Consider the following 18154-nt stretch of genomic DNA (forward strand, 5'->3'; position numbering starts at 1 on the left):
GACGAGGGAAGGGGCCGAGCCGTTAAGGCGCGAACGCCCCGAGCTGGATGTTCTCGATCAGGCAGGCCTTGCCGTATTCCTCGACCATGAAAGCGTCGTTGATGCTCTCATAGTTCTCGATCTGATCGAGAGCGGGCTCGTCGCGGATCGCGCGGCGGGCGGTGCCGACCTGCCAATAGTAGGACAGGTTCTTGAGGCTGGTGATCAGGATCGCGTTGGCCGGGAAGAACGGCACCTGCATGGTCGGCTTGCCGCCGAGCTGGCGGCTCGACAGGATGATATCGCGCGCGACCTGTTCGGTCGCCTTGTCGCCCGCCTCCGAGACGATCTTGAAATACTTCTCGTGGACGAGGTCCGAGCCGACAATCACGACCAGGTCGGTCGCGGTGCGGAAGCGCTCGTGCAGCAGGTTCTGGATGGCGTCGAAGACGAGTGCGTCGAGGTTGACATAATCCGCCGCGCCCACGTCCGAGACATAGACCTTCAGCGCATCTTTGGTGCCATGCGACATAACGCGGCCCGGCGCGTAGGTGCGCATCTTGTAGAGCCAGCCATGGTTGACGTCCTGAAGCAGCGGATAGGCTTCGCGATCGGTCTGGGCGGCGGCGTTGACGCCGTTGAAGCCGATGGTGATGACATCCTCGGCCTTCTGCAGGATCACCGCGTCCCGGCACAGCTGCTGGAATTCCGGGCGGTGTGCCCAGGCGTCGAGCAGGGCGTAGCCCCATGCATAGTCGTAGTCGGTCTTCTTGCAGTTGTACTGGTCGATCGCGTCGCTGCCGGTCGGATCGGTGGGCGTGCGGCGATTGCCGGCGGCGCGGTTGGTGCGGCTCGCCAGCGAGCGCGAGATGCCGACGCCGACGCGCGCGCCCTGCTGTTCGACAACAGGCACAACGTTGATGCGGCTCATGAAGTCCGAGGTGAGGGCAAGCTTCGCCTGCAGCTTCTGTTCGATGACCGGGGCGACGGCGAACTGCTTCAGCTCGCCGGGGATGGCGGTGAAGTCATCGGGCAGCTGGTTGAGCTGCGCGAGCTGGCCGACGTAGCGGTTGAAAAGGACTCGAGTGTTCGGCTGCATGGGGGCGACTCCGGGGGGCGGGGGGCGATTGGGGGTTGGCGCGCTGGCTGGATCAGCAGTCGGTGACGAACTGGGCGTTCGGGCTTGCACCGGTGGCGGGGCCGCGCGCGAAGCTGCTGTCGGGCGACTTTTCGAGCTTCGCCTTGATGTCGGCGAACTCGGTCTGGATGCCCGCGACAGTCTCGGTGACCGGCTTCATCGCAGCGGCGATCTGCTCGCCGACCGTCGCCGCGAAGGCGGTGGCGAATGCCTGCGCGTCGAAATTATCGTTGGCGGGCGGCGCCGGCTCTTCCTTGGCCGGTTCGGTGCGAAACTTGGCGAAGAACCCGGTCAGGCCGTTCGTGATCGCATCCGTGATGCCGGTCGCATCGGCAGCCTTGGCGTCGAATTCGATCGCGACCCCTTCGGTGCCAGTCGAATAGATCGTGCGATGAACGGTTGCCGAGCGCGAAAAGGCGAGCTTCTCGGTGGCGATGCTTGCTGGGTTGTCGGTGAAGGCGAGGCCGACCAGGCCGACCTTGCCGGTGCCAGCGTAGTCGGCGGTCAGCTCGACCGAGGGGAAGGGCTTCTGGCCGCTCTTCGCCAGCTCGACCAGCTGATCGAGGGCATCGACCTGGGCGTAGAGCGCGCGGCGCTTCTCGCTCTTGCCGGCGATGACGACGTCATCGGTTTGCGCCTTCACCGCGCAAATGTCGCCATAGCGGTTGAAGGGCGGGTTCGGGCTGAAGCCGGACAGATGCTCGATGTTGATGCCGGGGGTGTAAGTGGCGGCGTTGAACGTCTCGACGGCTTGGTCGATCATCTCGGCAGTGACGTTGCGGCCGTCGCTGATCGTCTGCCCCTCGACGAACGCGCGGAAGAACTTGCTCTTGGTGGCCATGGCGATGCGGTCCCCTGGTCGGTGCGATGCTGGCGGCGATGGCCGCAGTGACATCGGCGAAAGGGGACGAAGGGGCGCAGCTTCTCAAGCGCGGGGGATTGTAGAGCGGGGTTCTACATTGATCGGAAGGTCGGTTGAGGCGGCTTCGGGCCGAATGCCGACACATCCCGGATAACCAAGGCAGTCGTCGCGGCATGTCTGGCTAGAGCGGAAGTTCTAAAACATCGCTGTGTTCGATCGGCGTCGCCGGATTCAGATTTTTTCGGGATCCAGCAGCATGTCTTGGGCGCGGCAACACTGGTTCACTGCGGTGCGAATTTCGCCAATCGGACTTTTAAGGGCTTTGAGTGCTGCAACCATGTCCGACTTATTTCCCGCCGCTTCAGCCTCCGCCATGATCCTAATTACATTGTCCCACGAGGTCTCACTGCCTTGCCTTTTGCCATTGGCGGCGTCGTACCAATGGTCCCCTTCGCAGTAGGCGGAAAGCTTGGCCTCTTCTAACGCACTTGCGAGCTTGTCCTGGGCATCGACGAGTAGGATCAAAAGGACGCCAACCACTTTGGACTGAAAGTTAGACTCATCAAGCTGCTGTGCTTGGTGCACGACGACTCTGCTCGCATCGACCAGATCGTCTAACGCGCTTTCAATCCGATCACGCACACGTGCCCACTGCCCAGCGCGGTATTGCTCTGTTCGCAATTGCTCGGCGACTTTTCGTGTTCGCCAAGAGTTATAGAAATTCCAGCCGAGACTAATTACGATCCCGATACCTGTTACGGACCAGCCGACGGCTTGCGCCGTTGTTATCGCGTTAGCTGGCTCTCCCATGAAGGGCTCAGTGTGTTGTCAAGTCGCGATTGGTGAGGATTGCCGAGATGCCGCGGTCGAACTGTCGCTTGATCAAATCGGTCGCAACAAGGCGATAGCGCGCAAAGAACTTTTCACGGTCTAAGCCAAACTTCTGGAAACTGCCGGATAGCAGGCCCTGCACGAACGACGGGCTCACAGCATAGATATGCTCCGGTACGACAATCTCGACTTCGCCGGTCTCAGCATCGTGTCGGTCGAGCTCAAACGCGACACGCGCAGCGACGCCCCGGTCGTGGCCACTTAGGTTGTGCACCTTGCCATTATCCGTCAACGCGTCGAGATCAATCATCGTCTTGTCCATCGTGTTCGCTTTCGGGGACGAAAAGTCCCGGATCCAACGTGAACGCAACACTAACGAGCGTGCCGGCAAAATGCGCCGGGAGGTCAAAGGCAATGTCGCGATCCGGTGGGTATCTAGGGTCGTTCGCCTGATTGCACCACTGCACCCGCCGATTATTCCCATCGCTCCGCCCTACAAGGATCGGATGCCGGAGTCGAATGCAAGATTTGCCTGATACGATCGTCACGCGCGCGTCCGCGCCGGGATCCGGAGCGCCGCCTAGGTCACCGATCAGATCGAGAGTGTCTTGCAAACCCGTTCCTCCTCGGCGGTTGGACACAGCTTCATGCGCCGACGTTACGCCATCCTGAAGAGCTGCGATCGTGATCAGAGTATCGCGCGACTGGCCCTTTCTTGCGTGCTGTACAGCATACCGGTTACAAAACTCTTGCGTTTGCGCCGGCGCCCGCTCGATCGTTTGCGCGATAGATCGCCCAACGCTGAGAAAGGCCAGGTAGCACTTCATTGCGTCGGGTTGGCCGTCTTCCGACCGCTTTGCCATGAAAGCGGCCATCGTCCAGTCGCCGTCCCCATCGCCCGAACTATGTCGCTCGGCATTGTCGAGAATCTCTCCGACCATATTGGCGATGTTCGCTTTCCCTTCCAGGGTGAGCTCCCACATCACGTCATCCGGGACGTTTGGCGCGTTTTCAGAGGCGACCGCCAACCACTCGTCCATAAGCTCAACCAGCTTATCGTTCAGTTGCTCCCGACCTTGTGGGCGCAATTGCGCAGTCGGTGATTGTGTCGTTCCTCTCGGCCGGCGTCGGCGCATCTCAAATGGCCAGATATCCTCATGATCTGAAACACCTAGAAGCCGAATGCCTAAATCTCGACCCACTCCTACGGTATCGAGCACCTTCTGGATGGGGGCACTCATTCGGCCTCCCCGGTAGATCGGGCTGAGCTGATGCCAAACCTCGGAGATTACGAGAAATGCGCCGATATCGTAGCAGTAAGGGTCGTCGAAATCGAGAAACGCATTCACTTCCTCGCAATCGATCTTCGAAAGCGCACATATGTTTTCGATCGTGCCGATTGGATCATCCAAGAAATTCAGACTGGTCAGCTTGAGGCGTAAATACTCAGATCGGTACTTTCTGGCGAGAATCCTCCGCCACCGGCCAGCGCGGTCCGGGTCAAGGCTATCGAGCAGAGGGGATGGAATCCGGTCGCGCATTAACGCAGACTGATTCATTTTCAGCCGCTGGTTGTTATCCACAATTTGTTTCTTGAGCTCGCGCGCCTTGTCGCGAGCGAAGCGTCGTACTGCCGCGTTATGCTGAGGGTCTGAGCCTCCCCCTTGCGCCGCTTTGGATATTCGCATCCGCTTTTTGGCCAACGTTTCTGCGAGCATGAACTTTGCCTGCTCTCTTCGCTTCATCCCTACAGATGTGCGACTCAGTCCCTTCTGAACCAGTGCTCGGAGAGCAACCTTAGTGCTGACCTTTCGTTTCTTGGTTTGGCCGTTTTCATCGCTCAACTAAAGATCTCCCCGACACGCTCGCTAGCAAACCTTGATTCGATATTCCACAATGGAACGAGCGCTTGCGATGGTTTCAGCCGCACGATTGCTTTGCCAGTGTGTCGAAGACGGAGTTTATGGCCTTCGCAGGCCAGACCCGTAACCACACTCTATTCCAGGTGATGTAGAATGAGTTTCTACAGTGCATCCCGCTTACCCCGACGGTCTGACCTGGTCGAGGTCGGCGGATATGGCGCCGATCGACGAACAACTTCCCGCATCGACCCTGCCGATCCCGGTCGATGCGCGCCGTCAGGCGCGCAGTCTCTATTGGCGCGGGTGGGGCGTAACCCAGATCTCGGACGAGCTGGGGCTGAAGCGGCCGACCGTCCAGGCGTGGAAGGATCGCGAGAAGTGGGATGACGCGCCGTCGATCGCCAAGGTTGAGGACGCGCTTGAGTGCCGCCTCAACTTGCTGATCGCCAAGGAAAGCAAAACCGGCGGCGATTTCAAGGAGATCGACCTGCTGATGCGCGCGGTGGTTTCGGCCGCGCGGGTGCGCCGGTACGAAGCGCCGGGCGGGCACGAGGGCGACCTCAACGAGAAGGTTGGCAACCGCAACGCCGGCGAGCGGAAGAAGGCAGTCAGGAACCACTTCACCGCGGAACAGGTCGAGCAGCTCGAAGCGATCTTCGAAGACGAGCTGTTCGGATATCAGGAGGATTGGTGGGCCGCGAAGGATCAGCGCACGCGCATGATCCTGAAGTCGCGCCAGATCGGCGCGACCTGGTATTTCGCGCGCGAGGCGCTGCTCGACGCGCTGCGCGGGGGCGGCAACCAGATCTTCCTGTCAGCGTCGAAGAACCAGGCGCATATCTTCCGGGGCTACATCATCCAGTTCGCCGCGCGCGTCGGGGTCAAACTGCAGGGCGACCCGATCGTCGTCACCGCCGACACGATGCCCGATGACGAACCGGCGGCCGAGCTGATCTTCCTCGGCACCAATGCGCGCACCGCGCAGGGCTATCACGGCAATTTCTACTTCGACGAGTTCTTCTGGACCTATGGCTTTGAGGAACTGAACAAGGTCGCGAGCGCGATGGCGATGCACAAGCGCTGGCGCCGCACCTATTTCTCGACACCCAGCTCGGTCGCGCATCAGGCGCACCCCTATTGGACCGGCGAGCGGCGCAACCGACGGCTCAAGAAAGAAGATCGCGTCACGATCGACGTCAGCCATGCACGGTTGAAGGCGGGCGTGGAGTGCGAGGACAAGATCTGGCGGCAGATCGTGACAATCGAGGACGCGGCCGCGCGCGGGTGCGACCTGTTCGACATCGACGAGCTGCGCGTCGAATATGCGCCCGACGAATTTGCCAACCTGTTGCTGTGCCAGTTCGTCGATGACAGCCTGTCGGCATTCAAGTTCAACGAGCTGCAGCGCGCGACCGTCGATGCGATGGTCGATTGGCGTGACGTCGATCTGCTCGCCCCGCGCCCTGTCGGCAACCGCGCGGTCTGGGCGGGCTATGATCCGCAGGAGAGCGAGGACGGCGACAATGCGGCGCTCGTGATCGCGCTGCCCCCCGAAGGGCCGGGCGGCAAGTTCCGCCTGATCGAGCGCCACCAGCTGCGCGGGCTCGATTTTCAGGCGCAGGCCGAGTTCATCATCGCGCGCCTCAAACGCTACAACTGCACCTATCTGGGCATCGACGCCAATGGGTGCGGCGTCGGCGTCTATCAGTGCCTGCAGCGCGAGAATGTGCGCGGCCTGGTCAAGATCGAATATTCGCTCGAAGCGAAGGCGACGATGGTCATGAAGGCGCAGCACAGCTTCGCCCGTGGCCGCATCGAGTTCGACGCCGGGTGGATCGACGTCCAGTCGAGCTTCCTGTCGATCAAGAAGGCGCTGACCCGTGGCGGCGCGGCGATCACGTTCAAGGCGAGCCGCAGCGACGACATCGGCCACGCCGATCTGGCGTGGGCGGTCATGCACATCCTCATCAACGAACCCCTGGACGGCAAGGCGCGGCCGAAGACGCGCATGGAGATTATGGATGGCGAAGAGGGATCGAGCGCAGCGGATGTCGACGAAGGAATCGGCGGCGGCTTCCCGTGGAGCCATCGTCGCGGCGACGAATGCGGGGGGGATGACCGCCTTCAGCTTTGGCGACCCGGAGCCGGTGTTGAACCGGCGCGAGCTGATCGACATGCTCGAATGCCCGCACAATGGCCGCTGGTTCGAGCCGCCCATTCCCGTCGATGGGCTGGCCCGCGCGTTCCGCGTCTCGCCGCACCACAGCTCCGCCATCTACCTCAAGCGCAACTTGCTCGCCGCGTCGTTCGTCCCGTCGCCGCAGCTTAGCCGGGCGGCGTTTGAGGCGTTCGCCCAGGACTATCTGGTCTTTGGCTATGGCTATCTGGAGGAGCGGCTCAATGTGCTGGGCGGGGTGCTGCGCTATGAGCACGCGCTCGCCAAGTTCACCCGACGCGGGGTCGAGCCGGGGCGCTTCTTTTTTGTGCCGGGGCATCAGCAGGAGACCGAGTTCCGACCGGGCAGCGTCGTCATGCTGCGCCAGCCCGACGTGAACCAGGAGATTTATGGCGTGCCCGAATATCTGAGCGCGCTGCAGTCGGCGTTGCTCAACGAGGCGGCGACGCTGTTCCGCCGCCGCTACTACCTCAATGGCAGCCACGCCGGGTATATCCTCTATGCAACGGGCGACATCGATGCCGACGACACCGACAAGCTGCGCGACGCACTGCGCAAGTCGAAAGGGCCGGGCAATTTCAAGAACCTGTTCGTTCACGCGCCGAACGGGAAGGAAGGGAGCCTGAAGATCCTGCCGATCGCCGAGGTGGCGGCGAAGGACGAGTTTCTGGGCATCAAGACCGCGACGCGCGATGACGTGCTCGCGGCGCATCGGACGCCGCCGGCGCTGCTCGGCATCGTGCCGGCGCAGGGCACGACTCCGGGCAACCCGCTGCAGTCGATGATGATGTTCGTGGTGCTGGAGATTCAGGCGCTGCAGGCGCGGTTCCTGCAGGTCAACGAGGATCTGGGACGCGAGCTGATCGCGTTCGACAACACCAAGATCACGGTCGCGGACGCGGCCTGATACTGCCCCCGCTTGGCGTCGGCCAGGCGGGGGCGAGCCGGGTGGCGGCCCGGTTCACCGACGAGGTTACGCTCGCCACGACAGATTGGCCAGATCGGCCGTCCCGCACCCGGCAATGCCGGGCGGGAGTCCTAAGAGAGCGAGATTTCCAACATGTCCAGTACCAGCGTTCAGCCCGTGGCACCCGCTGCGGGCTATATCGGCGGCAAGCGCAACCTGTCGGCCCGCATCGTGCGGATCATCGACGCGGTCGACCATGACGCCTACGCCGAGCCGTTCGTCGGCATGGGCGGCATTTTCCTGCGCCGGCGGCGGCGCGCGCGGGCCGAGATCATCAACGATGTCTCCGGTGACGTCGCGACGTTCTTTCGCGTGCTACAGGAGCATTTCCCCTATTTCATCGACATGCTGCGGTTCCGCGTGGCGAGCCGGGCCGAGTTCGAGCGGTTGCGCGCACTGCCGGGTGAGCGGTTGACCGACCTTCAGCGGGCGGCGCGGTTCCTCTATCTGCAGCGGCTCGCCTTTGGCGGGCGGGTCAACGGGCGCACCTTTGGCGTCGATGTCACCCAGGGCGCGCGGTTCAACATCGCCAAGCTGGAGCCGATGCTCGCGGATATTCACGAGCGGTTGGCGGGGGTAGTGATCGAGCAGCTGGCGTTCGGCGAGTTCATCCGCCGCTATGATCGCTCAGGCACGCTGTTCTATCTCGATCCGCCCTATTGGGGGTGCGAAGGCGACTATGGCCCCGACGTGTTTGTGCGGGCTGATTTCGAGGCGCTGGCGGCGCAGCTGGCGGGGATCCGGGGGCGGTTTCTGCTCTCGCTCAACGACACGCCGGGCGTGCGCGAGGTGTTCGGCGCGTTCAAGATGGATGAGGTCGAGACGACGTACACCGTTGGCGCGAAGGGCGCGAACAACGCGGCCGAGCTGCTGATCAGCAACTTCTAGGCGCAGGGCGCTCGCCGGGGGGCGAGCACTGGCTCACGGCCGCCAATAGTTGATCGTGTAGAGGACGTCATTGTCCTGCGCGATACGCACCGCCGCGTCGATCGCTGCGGCCTCATCGGCAACCGGCATGGTTGTATCGATGCCGTTCGACAGCTCGAAGCCGGATCCGCGGCGGTACACATAAAACGTCATCGACTCGCTCCCTCTGTGACCGACCGATTGCTCTGTTCCGGGGCGTAGTCGAGCGGAAGCGACCGCGCCGCGCGACAATCTGCAGACGTGCGCGGGGCGGCCGACGCGTCGCGCCGATCTCTTGCGCAGGAGTGGAACATAATGCGAACAACATCGCATGATGATTCGCGACGACTTCATGCGCCAGGTCGATCTGGATGAGCTGACCTATCAGATTTTCGCCGGGCTTCGATCGTGGACGCCATCGGTGCGGAAACGGGTATTCGCCCCGGTCCCCAAGCGGCGAGATGTCGATATCGAGATCGCACTCGACGGCGTGCGCCGATCGCTCAAGACTTGGGCGTTCATCGATTCGGCGCAACCCAGCGCGGCGGTGCCGATCGCTGAGATCGCGACGGCGCTGATCCCGGTGATCAAGGGCTTCCCCGGTGCCATCCCTTCCCTCTGGATGAGTGGGCAGTATATTCGGGAGCGGGAAGCGCAGGCCGCCGCTGCGATCCTGCTTGCGCAGGCGCTTGAGCCATTCGAGATCCTATCGGGTGTGCCGCTCATCCACTTCGGCGCGCGCGTCGTGTTCTTCACGCTCCCGGAGGCTCCGGCCTACGCTTTCGCGCCGCGCTGGCCCTAATCACCGCCCCATCGAAGCGGAAGGCGTCCATGCCGAGGGGGAGGGGGCGGCCGCAGCGTCGCGCCCGCTCGCGGCGCGCTATTCCCCCCGCCGCGCCCGCACGCTTAATATGTCCCTTTCGATGCAATGAGTGGCCCCAGAGGCACCCCTCGGCGCAGAAGCGCGATTTGCTGATGCGGATTGATGCAGCCAGCGGTCCAAATTCACTGTCGTGAGACCAGCGCAAAATCGCTTGCCGACAGCGACGGGAAAGGGCGAGGGGTCGGGAAAACCCCAACATCGCCAATCATCCGGCAGATGTTGGTTTAAACAATTGAAAAAACGCCAATAAAAAATTGGCGTTGATGGCCAACCGCACCCCAACCTGCGAATGCCAAAGCCCCAATGTCATTGTTTATATTGGATATTTTTGATTCTGATTGTTGGTGTGGCGAGGGCCGATTTGGTTGGGGTGATGTTGGCAAAAATGTTGGGGTAAAAGCGGCGGATTTCTGCGAATGTTGGGGATGTTGGGGTTTTCCCGCGTGCTATATTCTATCTGGGGCAGGGGGCATGAAATTAGATAACCGAGCGATAGCCGACGTGATCATCGCGGAGCTGATGCGCCAGAGCGAGATCACCGGCTGCGCGACTGATACGAATGGCCGGTCCGTCCAGGTGGATGGCAGCTTCAACGTCGAACTGCTTGCTGCGGCGATCGTCGATCACCTCCAGCGGCAAGCCTGAAGAAGTCCTCTTCAGCGAGTCGCCGCCTGATTATGTGTTAGCGGTGGAGCGGGTAGCGGGAATCGAACCCGCGTATTCAGCTTGGAAGGCTGCTGCACTACCATTGTGCTATACCCGCCCGCTCTGGCCGCATGGCCGCCATCGAGGCGTGCCCGGACGAACCGGGTGAGCGCGCGCCCTGCCACGACTGGACGCCGCTGGTCAAGCGGGCCGGTCAAGCCGGGCGGTCAGACCCGCACGTAACGGAAATACCACACCTCATGCCCCTGCCGCCGCGCCTTGCGCTCGTAGCGGGTCTCGGGCCAGTCGTCGGGGCGCGTCAGAAAGTCCTTCGCTTCCTTGGCCTGCCACACGAAATCGCGGCGCTGGTTCATCACCATCATCGACCAGCGGCAATAGGTCGGATCGTCGGTCCCAAGGCGAAATTCCGCGCCCGGCTTCAGCTTTGCCGCGATCAGGTCGAGCGGGCCATGGTTGACCATGCGCCGCTTGGCGTGGCGTGCCTTCCGCCAGGGATCGGGGTGGAGCAGGTAGAGGCGGTCGAGGCTGGCGTCGGGCAGCCGCTCGACCACGTCGAGCGCGTCACCCATGTGCAGCCGGACATTGGTCAGGCTGCCATCCCGAATATGGCCCAGCGCGCCGACCACACCGTTCAGGAACGGCTCGCAACCGATGAAACCGTGGTCCGGCCGCATCGCCGCCTGTCCAGCAAGATGCTCGCCCGCGCCAAAGCCGATCTCGACCTCCAGCGGACGATCGTCTCCGAACAGGCGAATCGCGTCGATCGGGCCATCGGCGGGGACAGCGACTTGGGGCAGTCCCTCATCGACCAGCGCCTGCTGGCCGGCGCGCAGCTTATGCCCCTTGGCGCGGCCATAGAGGCGGCGGATCGTGCTCGGATCGTTCATCGCGAGCCCCTTGGCGCAGCATGACCCGCGGGGCAAGGTTTGAACGGCGACGAAGCGGGCGGACGAGACTGCCTGCCCGCCCGCACGCCGGCTCAGGCTGCGGGGCGCAATCGTGGCTGTTCCAGCACGCCGATTTGCGGCCGCGCGATATAATAGCCCTGGAAATAGCGAACGCCGAGCGCAAGCAGCTTGTCGTAGTCAGCGCGGGTCTCGACGCCTTCGGCAATCAGGCGCACCGCGCGCAGTCGCGCCATCTCGATCATTTTTTCAACCAGCAGTCGGCGCGACCAGCTCGACGACAGGCCACGAATCAGGCCGGGATCCAGCTTGATCGCGTCAGGCGTGAAGCGCGAGAGCAGGGCGAGGCCGACATCGCCCGATCCGAAATCGTCGAATGCGGTCTGCATGTGCATCTTGCGATGCGCCTCGATCGTCTCGGCCATGCGGCATCCGTCGAGCCGGTCATGCTCGGCAAACTCGAACATCAGCCGCTCGGGCGGCAGGCCGGTTTCCTTGGCGACGCGCATCGTGCGTTCGCTGTCGGCAAAGGGATCGGTGATGACGTCGGGGAAGAAGTTGATCGACAGTAGCGCCGGCACCTTGAGAATGCCTGCCGACACCGCCTGCTTGATCGCCGCGACGCGGCATTGCTGGTCGAACGCGTAGCGGTCGGCCGGCTGGATCGCATCGATCACCGCGCGCGCGGACTCGCCATTGGGGCCGCGCACCAGCGCTTCATAGGCATAGACTTCGCCCAGCCGCGCGTCCCAGACAGGCTGGAACGCCATGGTCAGGTCAAAAACGGGCTCGGCCTTGGCCGGGGAAAAGGTCGGTACAGTCTGCATCAGCGTCTCCACCCGTCCTTATTAGGACGGACGAGAGGCGGATGGTTAACTCGGCTAGGGATTTTTGCGTAGCGTCCTGTGGAGACCCTAGTTCATTGCTCCGGAATCGACACTGATCTGACGGTCGCCCCAGGTGGCGGCGCTTGTGGCCGGGCGCTCCTTGAGGATGGCGTCCACCTGGCTGGGAAGCGGTAGCCGATCGCGCCCGGCGAAATTATACGTCCTGCCCGCGGTGAGCAGGCTGACCGACCAGGACGGGCTGTCCTTTTCGGCCAGCATGGCCGATGCGGCGGAGGGTTGGGTCCAGACCGCGATGCCCGAGTCTGACAGTGGTGCAAGGTAGCGGTCGCGCGTGCCCTGCGGTCGGTAGAGGCCGGCCTGATTGACGATGCTGCGGTCGGCGCACCACTGAACGGGTACCGCCGCCGCCGCGTCTGGCGCCTTCTTCCGGCTGGACGGGTTGCCCGCCATCTGCGCGAGCACCGCCTCGACCAGCGCGTTTGCGCCATTGGCCGCGACGGGCTTGGCGTCGCCGCCGAGCGCGAGCGGTTCGGTGCAATCTGCAATCGCCACCGCAGCGGGCGCGGCCGCGATCCGCTTGGGCCAGCCCAGTGCGGCGACCGCCTCGGACGTGCGGCGCTGGAGCGAGGCGACTTCGTGCGCGATCGACGAATGACGAATTTTGACCAGCCAGTCGCCCATCGGGATCAGCGTCAGCGACGTACTGCGCAGGGCGCTACCGGTGATCGTCCAGCCCAGCTGCAATGCCGAGGCGCTGGACTGACCGGGCGGGGTGAATGCGGTCGCGGTCCCCCATGCGGTCTTGCTGCCCGTTTCCTTGCGCGTCTCCACCACCATGCGCGACACGTCGAACCAGAGCGGCACCGACCCGGAGGTCATGCGATAGACATAGACCGAGATTTCCTCGCTAGCGTCTGCCGCGCGATAATTGAACATCAGGTCGAGCTGCGGGGCGACCACTTCGCGCCCCTGCACGCGCTTGAGGCCGATCAGGGTCGGCGGGAAGCTGAAGCCGCTATGCTTATGCTTATACGCCGATCCTTCGCGCGCCGCGATCGGGGCCGGTTCCTGTTGGGCGAGCGCGGGGCTCGTCAGCAGCATGATGGGCAGGGCCAGCCGAACGAACATGATGCGTCTCCGGGATTTTCACTGATCCTGACCGCAAATCGCTGATCCGCAAGCCGAAATCGGAAGCCGCACAACAAAATGGGGCGGCGATCCGCAGACCGCCGCCCCTTTGTTACTTCGCGACGCGAAGGATCAGGCCAAAGCGGCCTTGAGATCCTCGACCAGGTCGGTGCGCTCCCACGGGAAGAAGTCGCCGTCGGGCTTGCGACCGAAATGACCATAGGCCGCGGTCGGGCCATAGATCGGCTTGTTCAGCTTGAGGTGCGTGCGGATGCCGCGCGGGGTGAGGCCGCCCAGCTTCTCGATACCCTGAATCGCCTGCTCGATCTGGTCGTCGCCGACGGTGCCGGTGCCATGCGTGTCGACATAGAGCGATAGCGGCTTGGACACGCCGATCGCATAAGCCAGCTGGATCGTGCAGCGCTGGGCGAGGCCGGCCGCGACAATGTTCTTGGCAAGGTAGCGGGTGATGTACGCCGCCGAACGATCGACCTTGGTCGGATCCTTGCCACTGAACGCGCCGCCGCCGTGCGGAGCCGCGCCGCCGTACGTGTCGACGATGATCTTGCGGCCGGTCAGGCCAGCGTCGCCGTCAGGGCCGCCGATTTCAAAGCTGCCGGTCGGGTTGATGTGATATTCGGTCGCGTCGCTGAGCAGCTCGGCCGGGATCACATCGGCAACCACCGACTTCACATAGGCCTTGAGCTCGGCTTCCTTCTCGCCCGCGTCATAGCCCTTGGCATGCTGGGTCGAGACGACGATTGCGGTGCAGGCAACGGCCTTGCTGCCCTCGTAACGCAGCGTGACCTGGCTCTTCGCGTCCGGCTCCAGGAACGGCGCCGCGCCCGAATGGCGGTCGGCGGCCATGCGCTCGAGGATCTTGTGGCTATAGTCGAGCGTCGCCGGCATCAGATCCGGGGTGTCGTTCGCGGCATAGCCGAACATGATCCCCTGATCGCCTGCGCCCTCGTCCTTGTTGCCGCTGGCGTCCACGCCCTGCGCGATGTGCGCCGACTGCGGGTGCAAATTGTTCTCGAAGCGCAGCGTCTCCCAGTGGAAGCCGTCCTGCTCGTAACCGATCCGCTTGACGGTATCGCGGACGGCCTTTTCGACCTCGTCCTTGACGCCGGGCGCCCAGTTGCCGGCTTCGTCCATGATGCCCTTGCCGCGGATTTCACCGGCGAGCACGACCAGCTGGGTGGTGGTCAGCGTTTCGCACGCGATGCGCGCTTCGGGGTCCTTGGACAGGAACAGGTCGACGATGGCGTCGGAAATCTGGTCGGAAACCTTGTCCGGATGGCCTTCGGACACCGATTCGGACGTAAAGAGATAGCTGGAACGCATGGTTTTCCTCAAAAAAAGCCGGGCCGTTGCCATGCCCGGCTGGGGGTAAGGGAAGATATAAAGCTTCCCTTATATCGCGCCGCCCTAGCGAGCGAAGCGGCGGAAGGCAATGGCGATGGCGAACAGCAATGCCGCGACGAGCGCCGCCGCGAGATTGCCGAGCCGCGCGAACAGGGTGGGGGGCAGGGCATCCGGCATCGGCGCCTCGATCGCCTTGGCTTCCCCCATTCCCGCCGACGCGACGATCCGCCCGCGCGCGTCGATGATCGCGGAAATACCGGTCGGGGTGGCGCGCAGGATCGGCAGCCCTTCCTCGATCGCCCGCATCCGCGCCTGCGCCAGATGCTGGGGCGGCCCCCAGGCACCGAACCAGGCGTCGTTGGACGGGTTGAACAGGATTGCGGGGCGCTTGGCGGGATCGACCGTTTGCCCCGAGAAGATGATCTCGTAACAGATCTGCATGCCGATCTCGCCGAAGCCGGGCACGGTCATTGTCTTCGGCCCGGGACCCGGCTCGAAATCGATCTCCCCCGCAACCAGCCGCGACAGGCCGAGCGGCTCGAGGATCGGGCGCATCGGCAGATACTCGCCATAGGGGACCAGATGCGCCTTGTCGTAGCGGCCGAGGATCGTGCCGCTGGCATCGATCGCGAACACCGAATTGGTCGCGGCGTCGAGCGTGTCGTCGCCCTTGAACAACAGGCCATTGCCGCCGACCAGCGCAATGTCCTTCGGTCCCAACGTCTGCGCGATCATCCGGCGGACGGTGCGCGGATCGTTCTTGGCGTACCAGGCGGCCGGATAGCCCTCTTCCAGCCAGTAATCGACGGTCCCTTCGGGCCAGACGATCAGGCGCGGGACCGGGCCGCCGGGCAGGATCGTGGCGGTGTCGTTGGACAGGCGGATCAGCTCGCTCAGTGCTTTTTGCGCGTAGCTGCCGTCGAGGACCGTCTCCTGCCCGACGTTCGGTTGGAGCACGCGGACGATGGGGCGAATGGGTTCATTGGCCGAACGCGTGACCTGAAGTTCGACCCCGCTTAGTGCCAGAAGCGCGACCGTGACCGCGATCGCGGCGGGGAAGCGCCAATATCGTTGGCTGGCCAGTAGCAGAGCCCCCGCGACAAGGATGGTCAGGCCCGACAGCGCATAGGTGCCAATCCAGCTCGCGGTCTGCGCGACGCCCGACACCGGTAGCCAGATCACGCCAAGCGGGTTCCACGGATAGCCGGTGAACAGTACCGCGCGGAGATATTCGGCGACGATCCACGCCGCGCCTGCGACCAGCACGAACGACAGGCCGAGCTTGCGGCGCTGCCCGAACCGCCACGCCAGCCCCATCGCCAACGCCGGATAGATGGCGAGATAGAGCGAGAGCAGGACAACCGCGACATAGCCCAGCTCGGCCGGCATCTTGTCCTGATAGGTGAAGGCGTGCTGGATCCAGTTGTTGCCGACAGTGAAATGGCCAAGCCCGAACAGCCAGCCGCGCAACAGCGCCTGTTTGAGGTTGGGTGCCTCATGCGTCAGCCGCAGCAGGATGGCGAAGCACACTAGCCCCGCAACCCACCAGTCGAGCGGGGCGAAGGCAGTTGCGGAAACGGCGCCGGTCAGCAGCGCGATCAGGCGGGGACGGGGCAGGGCAGACATTGTCGCCTGCTATCGGGCCTGACCGTGACAGATACAAGCGCGCTGCGTATTATGCATTCAGCACACCAGAGGAATAGTCATGCCCGAACCCGTCATCGTCGATATCCCCCACAAGCTTGGCCGCGACGCGGCGCGGGCGCGGATTGCCGGCGGGGTGGGCAAGATCGGGTCGATGTTCCCCGGCGGCGGCACGGTGGACGAGCGGTGGGAGGGCGACACGCTCCACTTCACCGTCACCGCACTCGGCCAGAGCGTCGCCAGCCGCCTCGAAATCCACGACGCCCATGTCCATGCCGAGGTCGATCTGCCGCCGATGCTCGCGCTGTTCGCGGGCAAGATCCGCGAGAAGCTGATGCAGGAAGCGCCCAAGCTGCTCAAATAGGGAACCGCGTTCCCGCTTTGCAGTTTCTTGCGGCGAGGAGACACGCGATGAACCGATCGCCCCGCCCCTGGCCGATGATTGCTTTCGCCCTGCTCGCCACCGGCGCGCTGGGCAGTTGCGCGGGCACGGTCGCTGCCCACTACACTGTTACCGGAATGCTCCCGCTCGCCCCGTCAGGCGGAGTGCCGGAGTATCAGGCGGAGCTACGCGCCAGCGACGCGGTCGCGCCTGCCAGCGCCCGTTGGGGCGAGCAGGCGGGCTATTCCGATCTTTCCTACACCGCCGCCGATTACTGAGCCGGAGCGCTGACCCGCCAGATCGTGTTGCCGACATCGTCCGCGACCAGCAGCGCGCCGGTGCGGTCTGCGGTCACGCCGACCGGGCGCCCCTGCGCCTTGCCCTTGGCGTCGAGGAAGCCGGTGAGCACATCGACCGGCTTGGCATCGGGCACCGGCAGGCCGCGCTCGCCGAACGGCACGAACACGACCTTGTAGCCGGACGCTGGCACGCGGTTCCATGATCCGTGGAGGCCGACGAACGCGCCCTTGGCGAACGCGCTGCCGAGCTTCACGTCAGTGGCAAAGGTCAGGCCCAGCGGCGCGGTATGCGGCCCCATCGAATAGCTCGGTCGCGCGCTATATTCGCGCAGGTCGGGCCGCTCGGGCTGGACGCGCTTGTCGACATAGCCGCCCCAGTAATTCCACGGCCAGCCGAAGAACTGGCCGATCGTCACCTGGGTCAGATAATCGGGCGGGCCGTCCGAGCCGAGCATGTCGCGCTCATTGACCACGGTCCACAGCCGCTGCGTCTCCGGGTGGAGCGCAAGGCCGATCGGATTGCGCAGCCCTGCCGCGAAGATGCGGAAGCGTTTCGTCTTCGGATCGACCTCAAGGATCGTCGCGCGGTTCTTTTCCACCTCAAGGCCGTTTTCGGCGATGTTCGATGCCGAGCCGACGCTGACGAGCAACGTGCCCTCTGGCCCGGCGATCACGTCGCGGGTCCAGTGATTGCCGCCGCCGGGCAGATCGACGACCTTCTCGCCCTTGCCGGTGATCTTGGTCACGCCCGGCTCGAAGGGGAAGCGGATCAGCGCATTATGGTTGGCGACGTACAGCGTCTCCCCGACCAGAACCATGCCGAACGGCGAGTCGAGGCCATTATCGGCGGTCAGCAGCACCGAGCGCGCCTCCGCCACGCCATCGCCATTGGTGTCGCGCAGCAGGGTGATTCGGTTGGCCGAAGGAACGCCGGCGCCAGCGCGGCTCATCAGGCGCTTCATCACCAGCCCGGTGACTCCGCCGCCTTCGCGCGGCGGCGAATTGCTTTCGGCAACCAGCACATCGCCATTCGGCAGGCGATAGAGCCAGCGCGGGTGATCGAGGCCGGTGGCAAAGGCGTTGACCGCCAGCCCCTTGGCCGCGACCGGCTTGGCGCCTGCGGGCCAGCCCACCGCTTCGGCGATCTTGACCGTCGGGATCGTCTGGGCGCGCGGATCGACCAGTTTGGGCCGCACCCCGCTCGTCGCCTCGACGCTGAGCTGCGCGACATCAGGGCGCGTGGCGAACCAATAGGTGCCGGCGCCGATGACGACGATTGCGGCGGTGGCGATCAGGAGTTTGCGGCGCACTGG

The 18154-nt window shown here is 63.9% G+C and carries 19 protein-coding genes and 1 tRNA gene; 7 read left to right on the top strand and 13 right to left on the bottom strand.

Annotation, left to right across the window (positions count from 1 at the left end; all coding sequences use genetic code 11):
- Positions 1-22: 22 nt before the first annotated feature.
- The 5 genes from VGN66_RS03855 to VGN66_RS03875 all read right to left on the bottom strand — a co-directional run bounded on the left by VGN66_RS03855 (position 23) and on the right by VGN66_RS03875 (position 4654).
- Positions 23-1078 (bottom strand): phage major capsid protein, P2 family, encoded by a 1056-nt coding sequence (locus VGN66_RS03855; RefSeq protein ID WP_327517517.1) that lies wholly within the window; start codon positions 1076-1078, stop codon positions 23-25.
- Between the two features lie 52 nt (positions 1079-1130).
- Complete coding sequence (locus tag VGN66_RS03860) at positions 1131-1958, bottom strand: GPO family capsid scaffolding protein (RefSeq protein WP_327517518.1); 828 nt, start codon at positions 1956-1958, stop codon at positions 1131-1133.
- 252 nt (positions 1959-2210) lie between these two features.
- On the bottom strand, positions 2211-2789 hold the full coding sequence (locus VGN66_RS03865; RefSeq protein WP_327517519.1) for a hypothetical protein: 579 nt from the start codon (positions 2787-2789) through the stop codon (positions 2211-2213).
- Between the two features lie 7 nt (positions 2790-2796).
- On the bottom strand, positions 2797-3132 hold the full coding sequence (locus VGN66_RS03870; RefSeq protein ID WP_327517520.1) for a hypothetical protein: 336 nt from the start codon (positions 3130-3132) through the stop codon (positions 2797-2799).
- On the bottom strand, positions 3113-4654 hold the full coding sequence (locus VGN66_RS03875; protein WP_327517521.1) for a hypothetical protein: 1542 nt from the start codon (positions 4652-4654) through the stop codon (positions 3113-3115). Before VGN66_RS03875 ends, VGN66_RS03870 begins: the two co-directional genes overlap by 20 nt.
- A 232-nt stretch (positions 4655-4886) precedes the next feature.
- Between VGN66_RS03875 and VGN66_RS03880 the strand changes: the two genes are divergently transcribed.
- The 3 genes from VGN66_RS03880 (at position 4887) to VGN66_RS03890 (ending at position 8703) form a co-directional block, all read left to right on the top strand.
- Positions 4887-7001, top strand: coding sequence for a terminase large subunit domain-containing protein (locus VGN66_RS03880; protein WP_414713173.1), 2115 nt, complete (start codon positions 4887-4889; stop codon positions 6999-7001).
- A complete protein-coding gene (locus VGN66_RS03885) occupies positions 6904-7755 on the top strand; it encodes a phage portal protein (RefSeq protein WP_414713179.1) in 852 nt (283 codons plus the stop codon). The genes VGN66_RS03880 and VGN66_RS03885 overlap by 98 nt, the downstream gene beginning before the upstream one ends.
- Positions 7756-7908: 153 nt before the next feature.
- Positions 7909-8703, top strand: a complete 795-nt coding sequence (locus tag VGN66_RS03890) for a DNA adenine methylase (protein ID WP_327517523.1) — start codon at positions 7909-7911, stop codon at positions 8701-8703.
- A 33-nt stretch (positions 8704-8736) separates the two neighbouring features.
- Here VGN66_RS03890 and VGN66_RS03895 read toward each other — a convergent pair whose 3' ends face one another.
- The gene (locus VGN66_RS03895; protein ID WP_327517524.1) at positions 8737-8895 is read right to left on the bottom strand and encodes a hypothetical protein; all 159 of its coding nucleotides are present in this window, start codon (positions 8893-8895) and stop codon (positions 8737-8739) included.
- Positions 8896-9052: 157 nt separating this feature from the next.
- On the opposite strand from VGN66_RS03895, the gene VGN66_RS03900 reads away from it, so the two are divergent.
- Both VGN66_RS03900 and VGN66_RS03905 read left to right on the top strand, forming a co-directional pair.
- On the top strand, positions 9053-9523 hold the full coding sequence (locus tag VGN66_RS03900) for a hypothetical protein (RefSeq protein ID WP_327517525.1): 471 nt from the start codon (positions 9053-9055) through the stop codon (positions 9521-9523).
- A gap of 552 nt (positions 9524-10075) precedes the next feature.
- Positions 10076-10249 carry a hypothetical protein gene (locus VGN66_RS03905; RefSeq protein WP_327517526.1) on the top strand — a complete coding sequence of 58 codons (174 nt, stop codon included), beginning with the start codon at positions 10076-10078 and terminating at the stop codon, positions 10247-10249.
- A 44-nt stretch (positions 10250-10293) separates the two neighbouring features.
- Here VGN66_RS03905 and VGN66_RS03910 read toward each other — a convergent pair.
- The 6 genes from VGN66_RS03910 to lnt all read right to left on the bottom strand — a co-directional run bounded on the left by VGN66_RS03910 (position 10294) and on the right by lnt (position 16142).
- Positions 10294-10367, bottom strand: a tRNA-Gly gene (locus VGN66_RS03910).
- Positions 10368-10476: 109 nt separating this feature from the next.
- Positions 10477-11157 carry a tRNA (guanine(46)-N(7))-methyltransferase TrmB gene (gene trmB / locus VGN66_RS03915; RefSeq protein ID WP_327517527.1) on the bottom strand — a complete coding sequence of 227 codons (681 nt, stop codon included), beginning with the start codon at positions 11155-11157 and terminating at the stop codon, positions 10477-10479.
- A gap of 92 nt (positions 11158-11249) precedes the next feature.
- Positions 11250-12002, bottom strand: a complete 753-nt coding sequence (locus VGN66_RS03920; RefSeq protein WP_327517528.1) for an EAL domain-containing protein — start codon at positions 12000-12002, stop codon at positions 11250-11252.
- An 87-nt stretch (positions 12003-12089) separates the two neighbouring features.
- A complete protein-coding gene (locus VGN66_RS03925; RefSeq protein ID WP_327517529.1) occupies positions 12090-13151 on the bottom strand; it encodes a hypothetical protein in 1062 nt (353 codons plus the stop codon).
- 132 nt (positions 13152-13283) lie between these two features.
- Positions 13284-14495 carry a methionine adenosyltransferase gene (metK, locus tag VGN66_RS03930; protein ID WP_327517530.1) on the bottom strand — a complete coding sequence of 404 codons (1212 nt, stop codon included), beginning with the start codon at positions 14493-14495 and terminating at the stop codon, positions 13284-13286.
- 84 nt (positions 14496-14579) lie between these two features.
- On the bottom strand, positions 14580-16142 hold the full coding sequence (lnt, locus tag VGN66_RS03935) for an apolipoprotein N-acyltransferase (RefSeq protein ID WP_327517531.1): 1563 nt from the start codon (positions 16140-16142) through the stop codon (positions 14580-14582).
- A 79-nt stretch (positions 16143-16221) separates the two neighbouring features.
- Here lnt and VGN66_RS03940 point away from each other — a divergent pair, with 79 nt between their 5' ends.
- Both VGN66_RS03940 and VGN66_RS03945 read left to right on the top strand, forming a co-directional pair.
- On the top strand, positions 16222-16524 hold the full coding sequence (locus VGN66_RS03940; RefSeq protein WP_327517532.1) for a polyhydroxyalkanoic acid system family protein: 303 nt from the start codon (positions 16222-16224) through the stop codon (positions 16522-16524).
- 47 nt (positions 16525-16571) lie between these two features.
- Positions 16572-16820 (top strand): hypothetical protein, encoded by a 249-nt coding sequence (locus tag VGN66_RS03945; protein ID WP_327517533.1) that lies wholly within the window; start codon positions 16572-16574, stop codon positions 16818-16820.
- Here the strand turns inward: VGN66_RS03945 and VGN66_RS03950 are convergent.
- Positions 16814-18151 carry a sorbosone dehydrogenase family protein gene (locus tag VGN66_RS03950; RefSeq protein ID WP_327517534.1) on the bottom strand — a complete coding sequence of 446 codons (1338 nt, stop codon included), beginning with the start codon at positions 18149-18151 and terminating at the stop codon, positions 16814-16816. The genes VGN66_RS03945 and VGN66_RS03950 overlap by 7 nt on opposite strands.
- Positions 18152-18154 lie beyond the last annotated feature (3 nt).

This window comes from Sphingomonas sp. (genome assembly GCF_035998645.1).
Lineage (GTDB): Bacteria > Pseudomonadota > Alphaproteobacteria > Sphingomonadales > Sphingomonadaceae > Sphingomonas.

What these genes read in the sequence shown, in the direction of transcription:
- VGN66_RS03855 (WP_327517517.1), bottom strand. Translation starts at nt 1,078, where the DNA reads ATGCAGCCGAACACTCGAGTCCTTTTCAACCGCTACGTCGGCCAGCTC.
- VGN66_RS03860 (WP_327517518.1), bottom strand. Translation starts at nt 1,958, where the DNA reads ATGGCCACCAAGAGCAAGTTCTTCCGCGCGTTCGTCGAGGGGCAGACG.
- VGN66_RS03865 (WP_327517519.1), bottom strand. Translation starts at nt 2,789, where the DNA reads ATGGGAGAGCCAGCTAACGCGATAACAACGGCGCAAGCCGTCGGCTGG.
- VGN66_RS03870 (WP_327517520.1), bottom strand. Translation starts at nt 3,132, where the DNA reads ATGGACAAGACGATGATTGATCTCGACGCGTTGACGGATAATGGCAAG.
- VGN66_RS03880 (WP_414713173.1), top strand. Translation starts at nt 4,887, where the DNA reads ATGGCGCCGATCGACGAACAACTTCCCGCATCGACCCTGCCGATCCCG.
- VGN66_RS03890 (WP_327517523.1), top strand. Translation starts at nt 7,909, where the DNA reads ATGTCCAGTACCAGCGTTCAGCCCGTGGCACCCGCTGCGGGCTATATC.
- VGN66_RS03895 (WP_327517524.1), bottom strand. Translation starts at nt 8,895, where the DNA reads ATGACGTTTTATGTGTACCGCCGCGGATCCGGCTTCGAGCTGTCGAAC.
- VGN66_RS03900 (WP_327517525.1), top strand. Translation starts at nt 9,053, where the DNA reads ATGATGATTCGCGACGACTTCATGCGCCAGGTCGATCTGGATGAGCTG.
- VGN66_RS03905 (WP_327517526.1), top strand. Translation starts at nt 10,076, where the DNA reads ATGAAATTAGATAACCGAGCGATAGCCGACGTGATCATCGCGGAGCTG.
- trmB (WP_327517527.1), bottom strand. Translation starts at nt 11,157, where the DNA reads ATGAACGATCCGAGCACGATCCGCCGCCTCTATGGCCGCGCCAAGGGG.
- VGN66_RS03920 (WP_327517528.1), bottom strand. Translation starts at nt 12,002, where the DNA reads ATGCAGACTGTACCGACCTTTTCCCCGGCCAAGGCCGAGCCCGTTTTT.
- VGN66_RS03925 (WP_327517529.1), bottom strand. Translation starts at nt 13,151, where the DNA reads ATGTTCGTTCGGCTGGCCCTGCCCATCATGCTGCTGACGAGCCCCGCG.
- metK (WP_327517530.1), bottom strand. Translation starts at nt 14,495, where the DNA reads ATGCGTTCCAGCTATCTCTTTACGTCCGAATCGGTGTCCGAAGGCCAT.
- lnt (WP_327517531.1), bottom strand. Translation starts at nt 16,142, where the DNA reads ATGTCTGCCCTGCCCCGTCCCCGCCTGATCGCGCTGCTGACCGGCGCC.
- VGN66_RS03940 (WP_327517532.1), top strand. Translation starts at nt 16,222, where the DNA reads ATGCCCGAACCCGTCATCGTCGATATCCCCCACAAGCTTGGCCGCGAC.
- VGN66_RS03945 (WP_327517533.1), top strand. Translation starts at nt 16,572, where the DNA reads ATGAACCGATCGCCCCGCCCCTGGCCGATGATTGCTTTCGCCCTGCTC.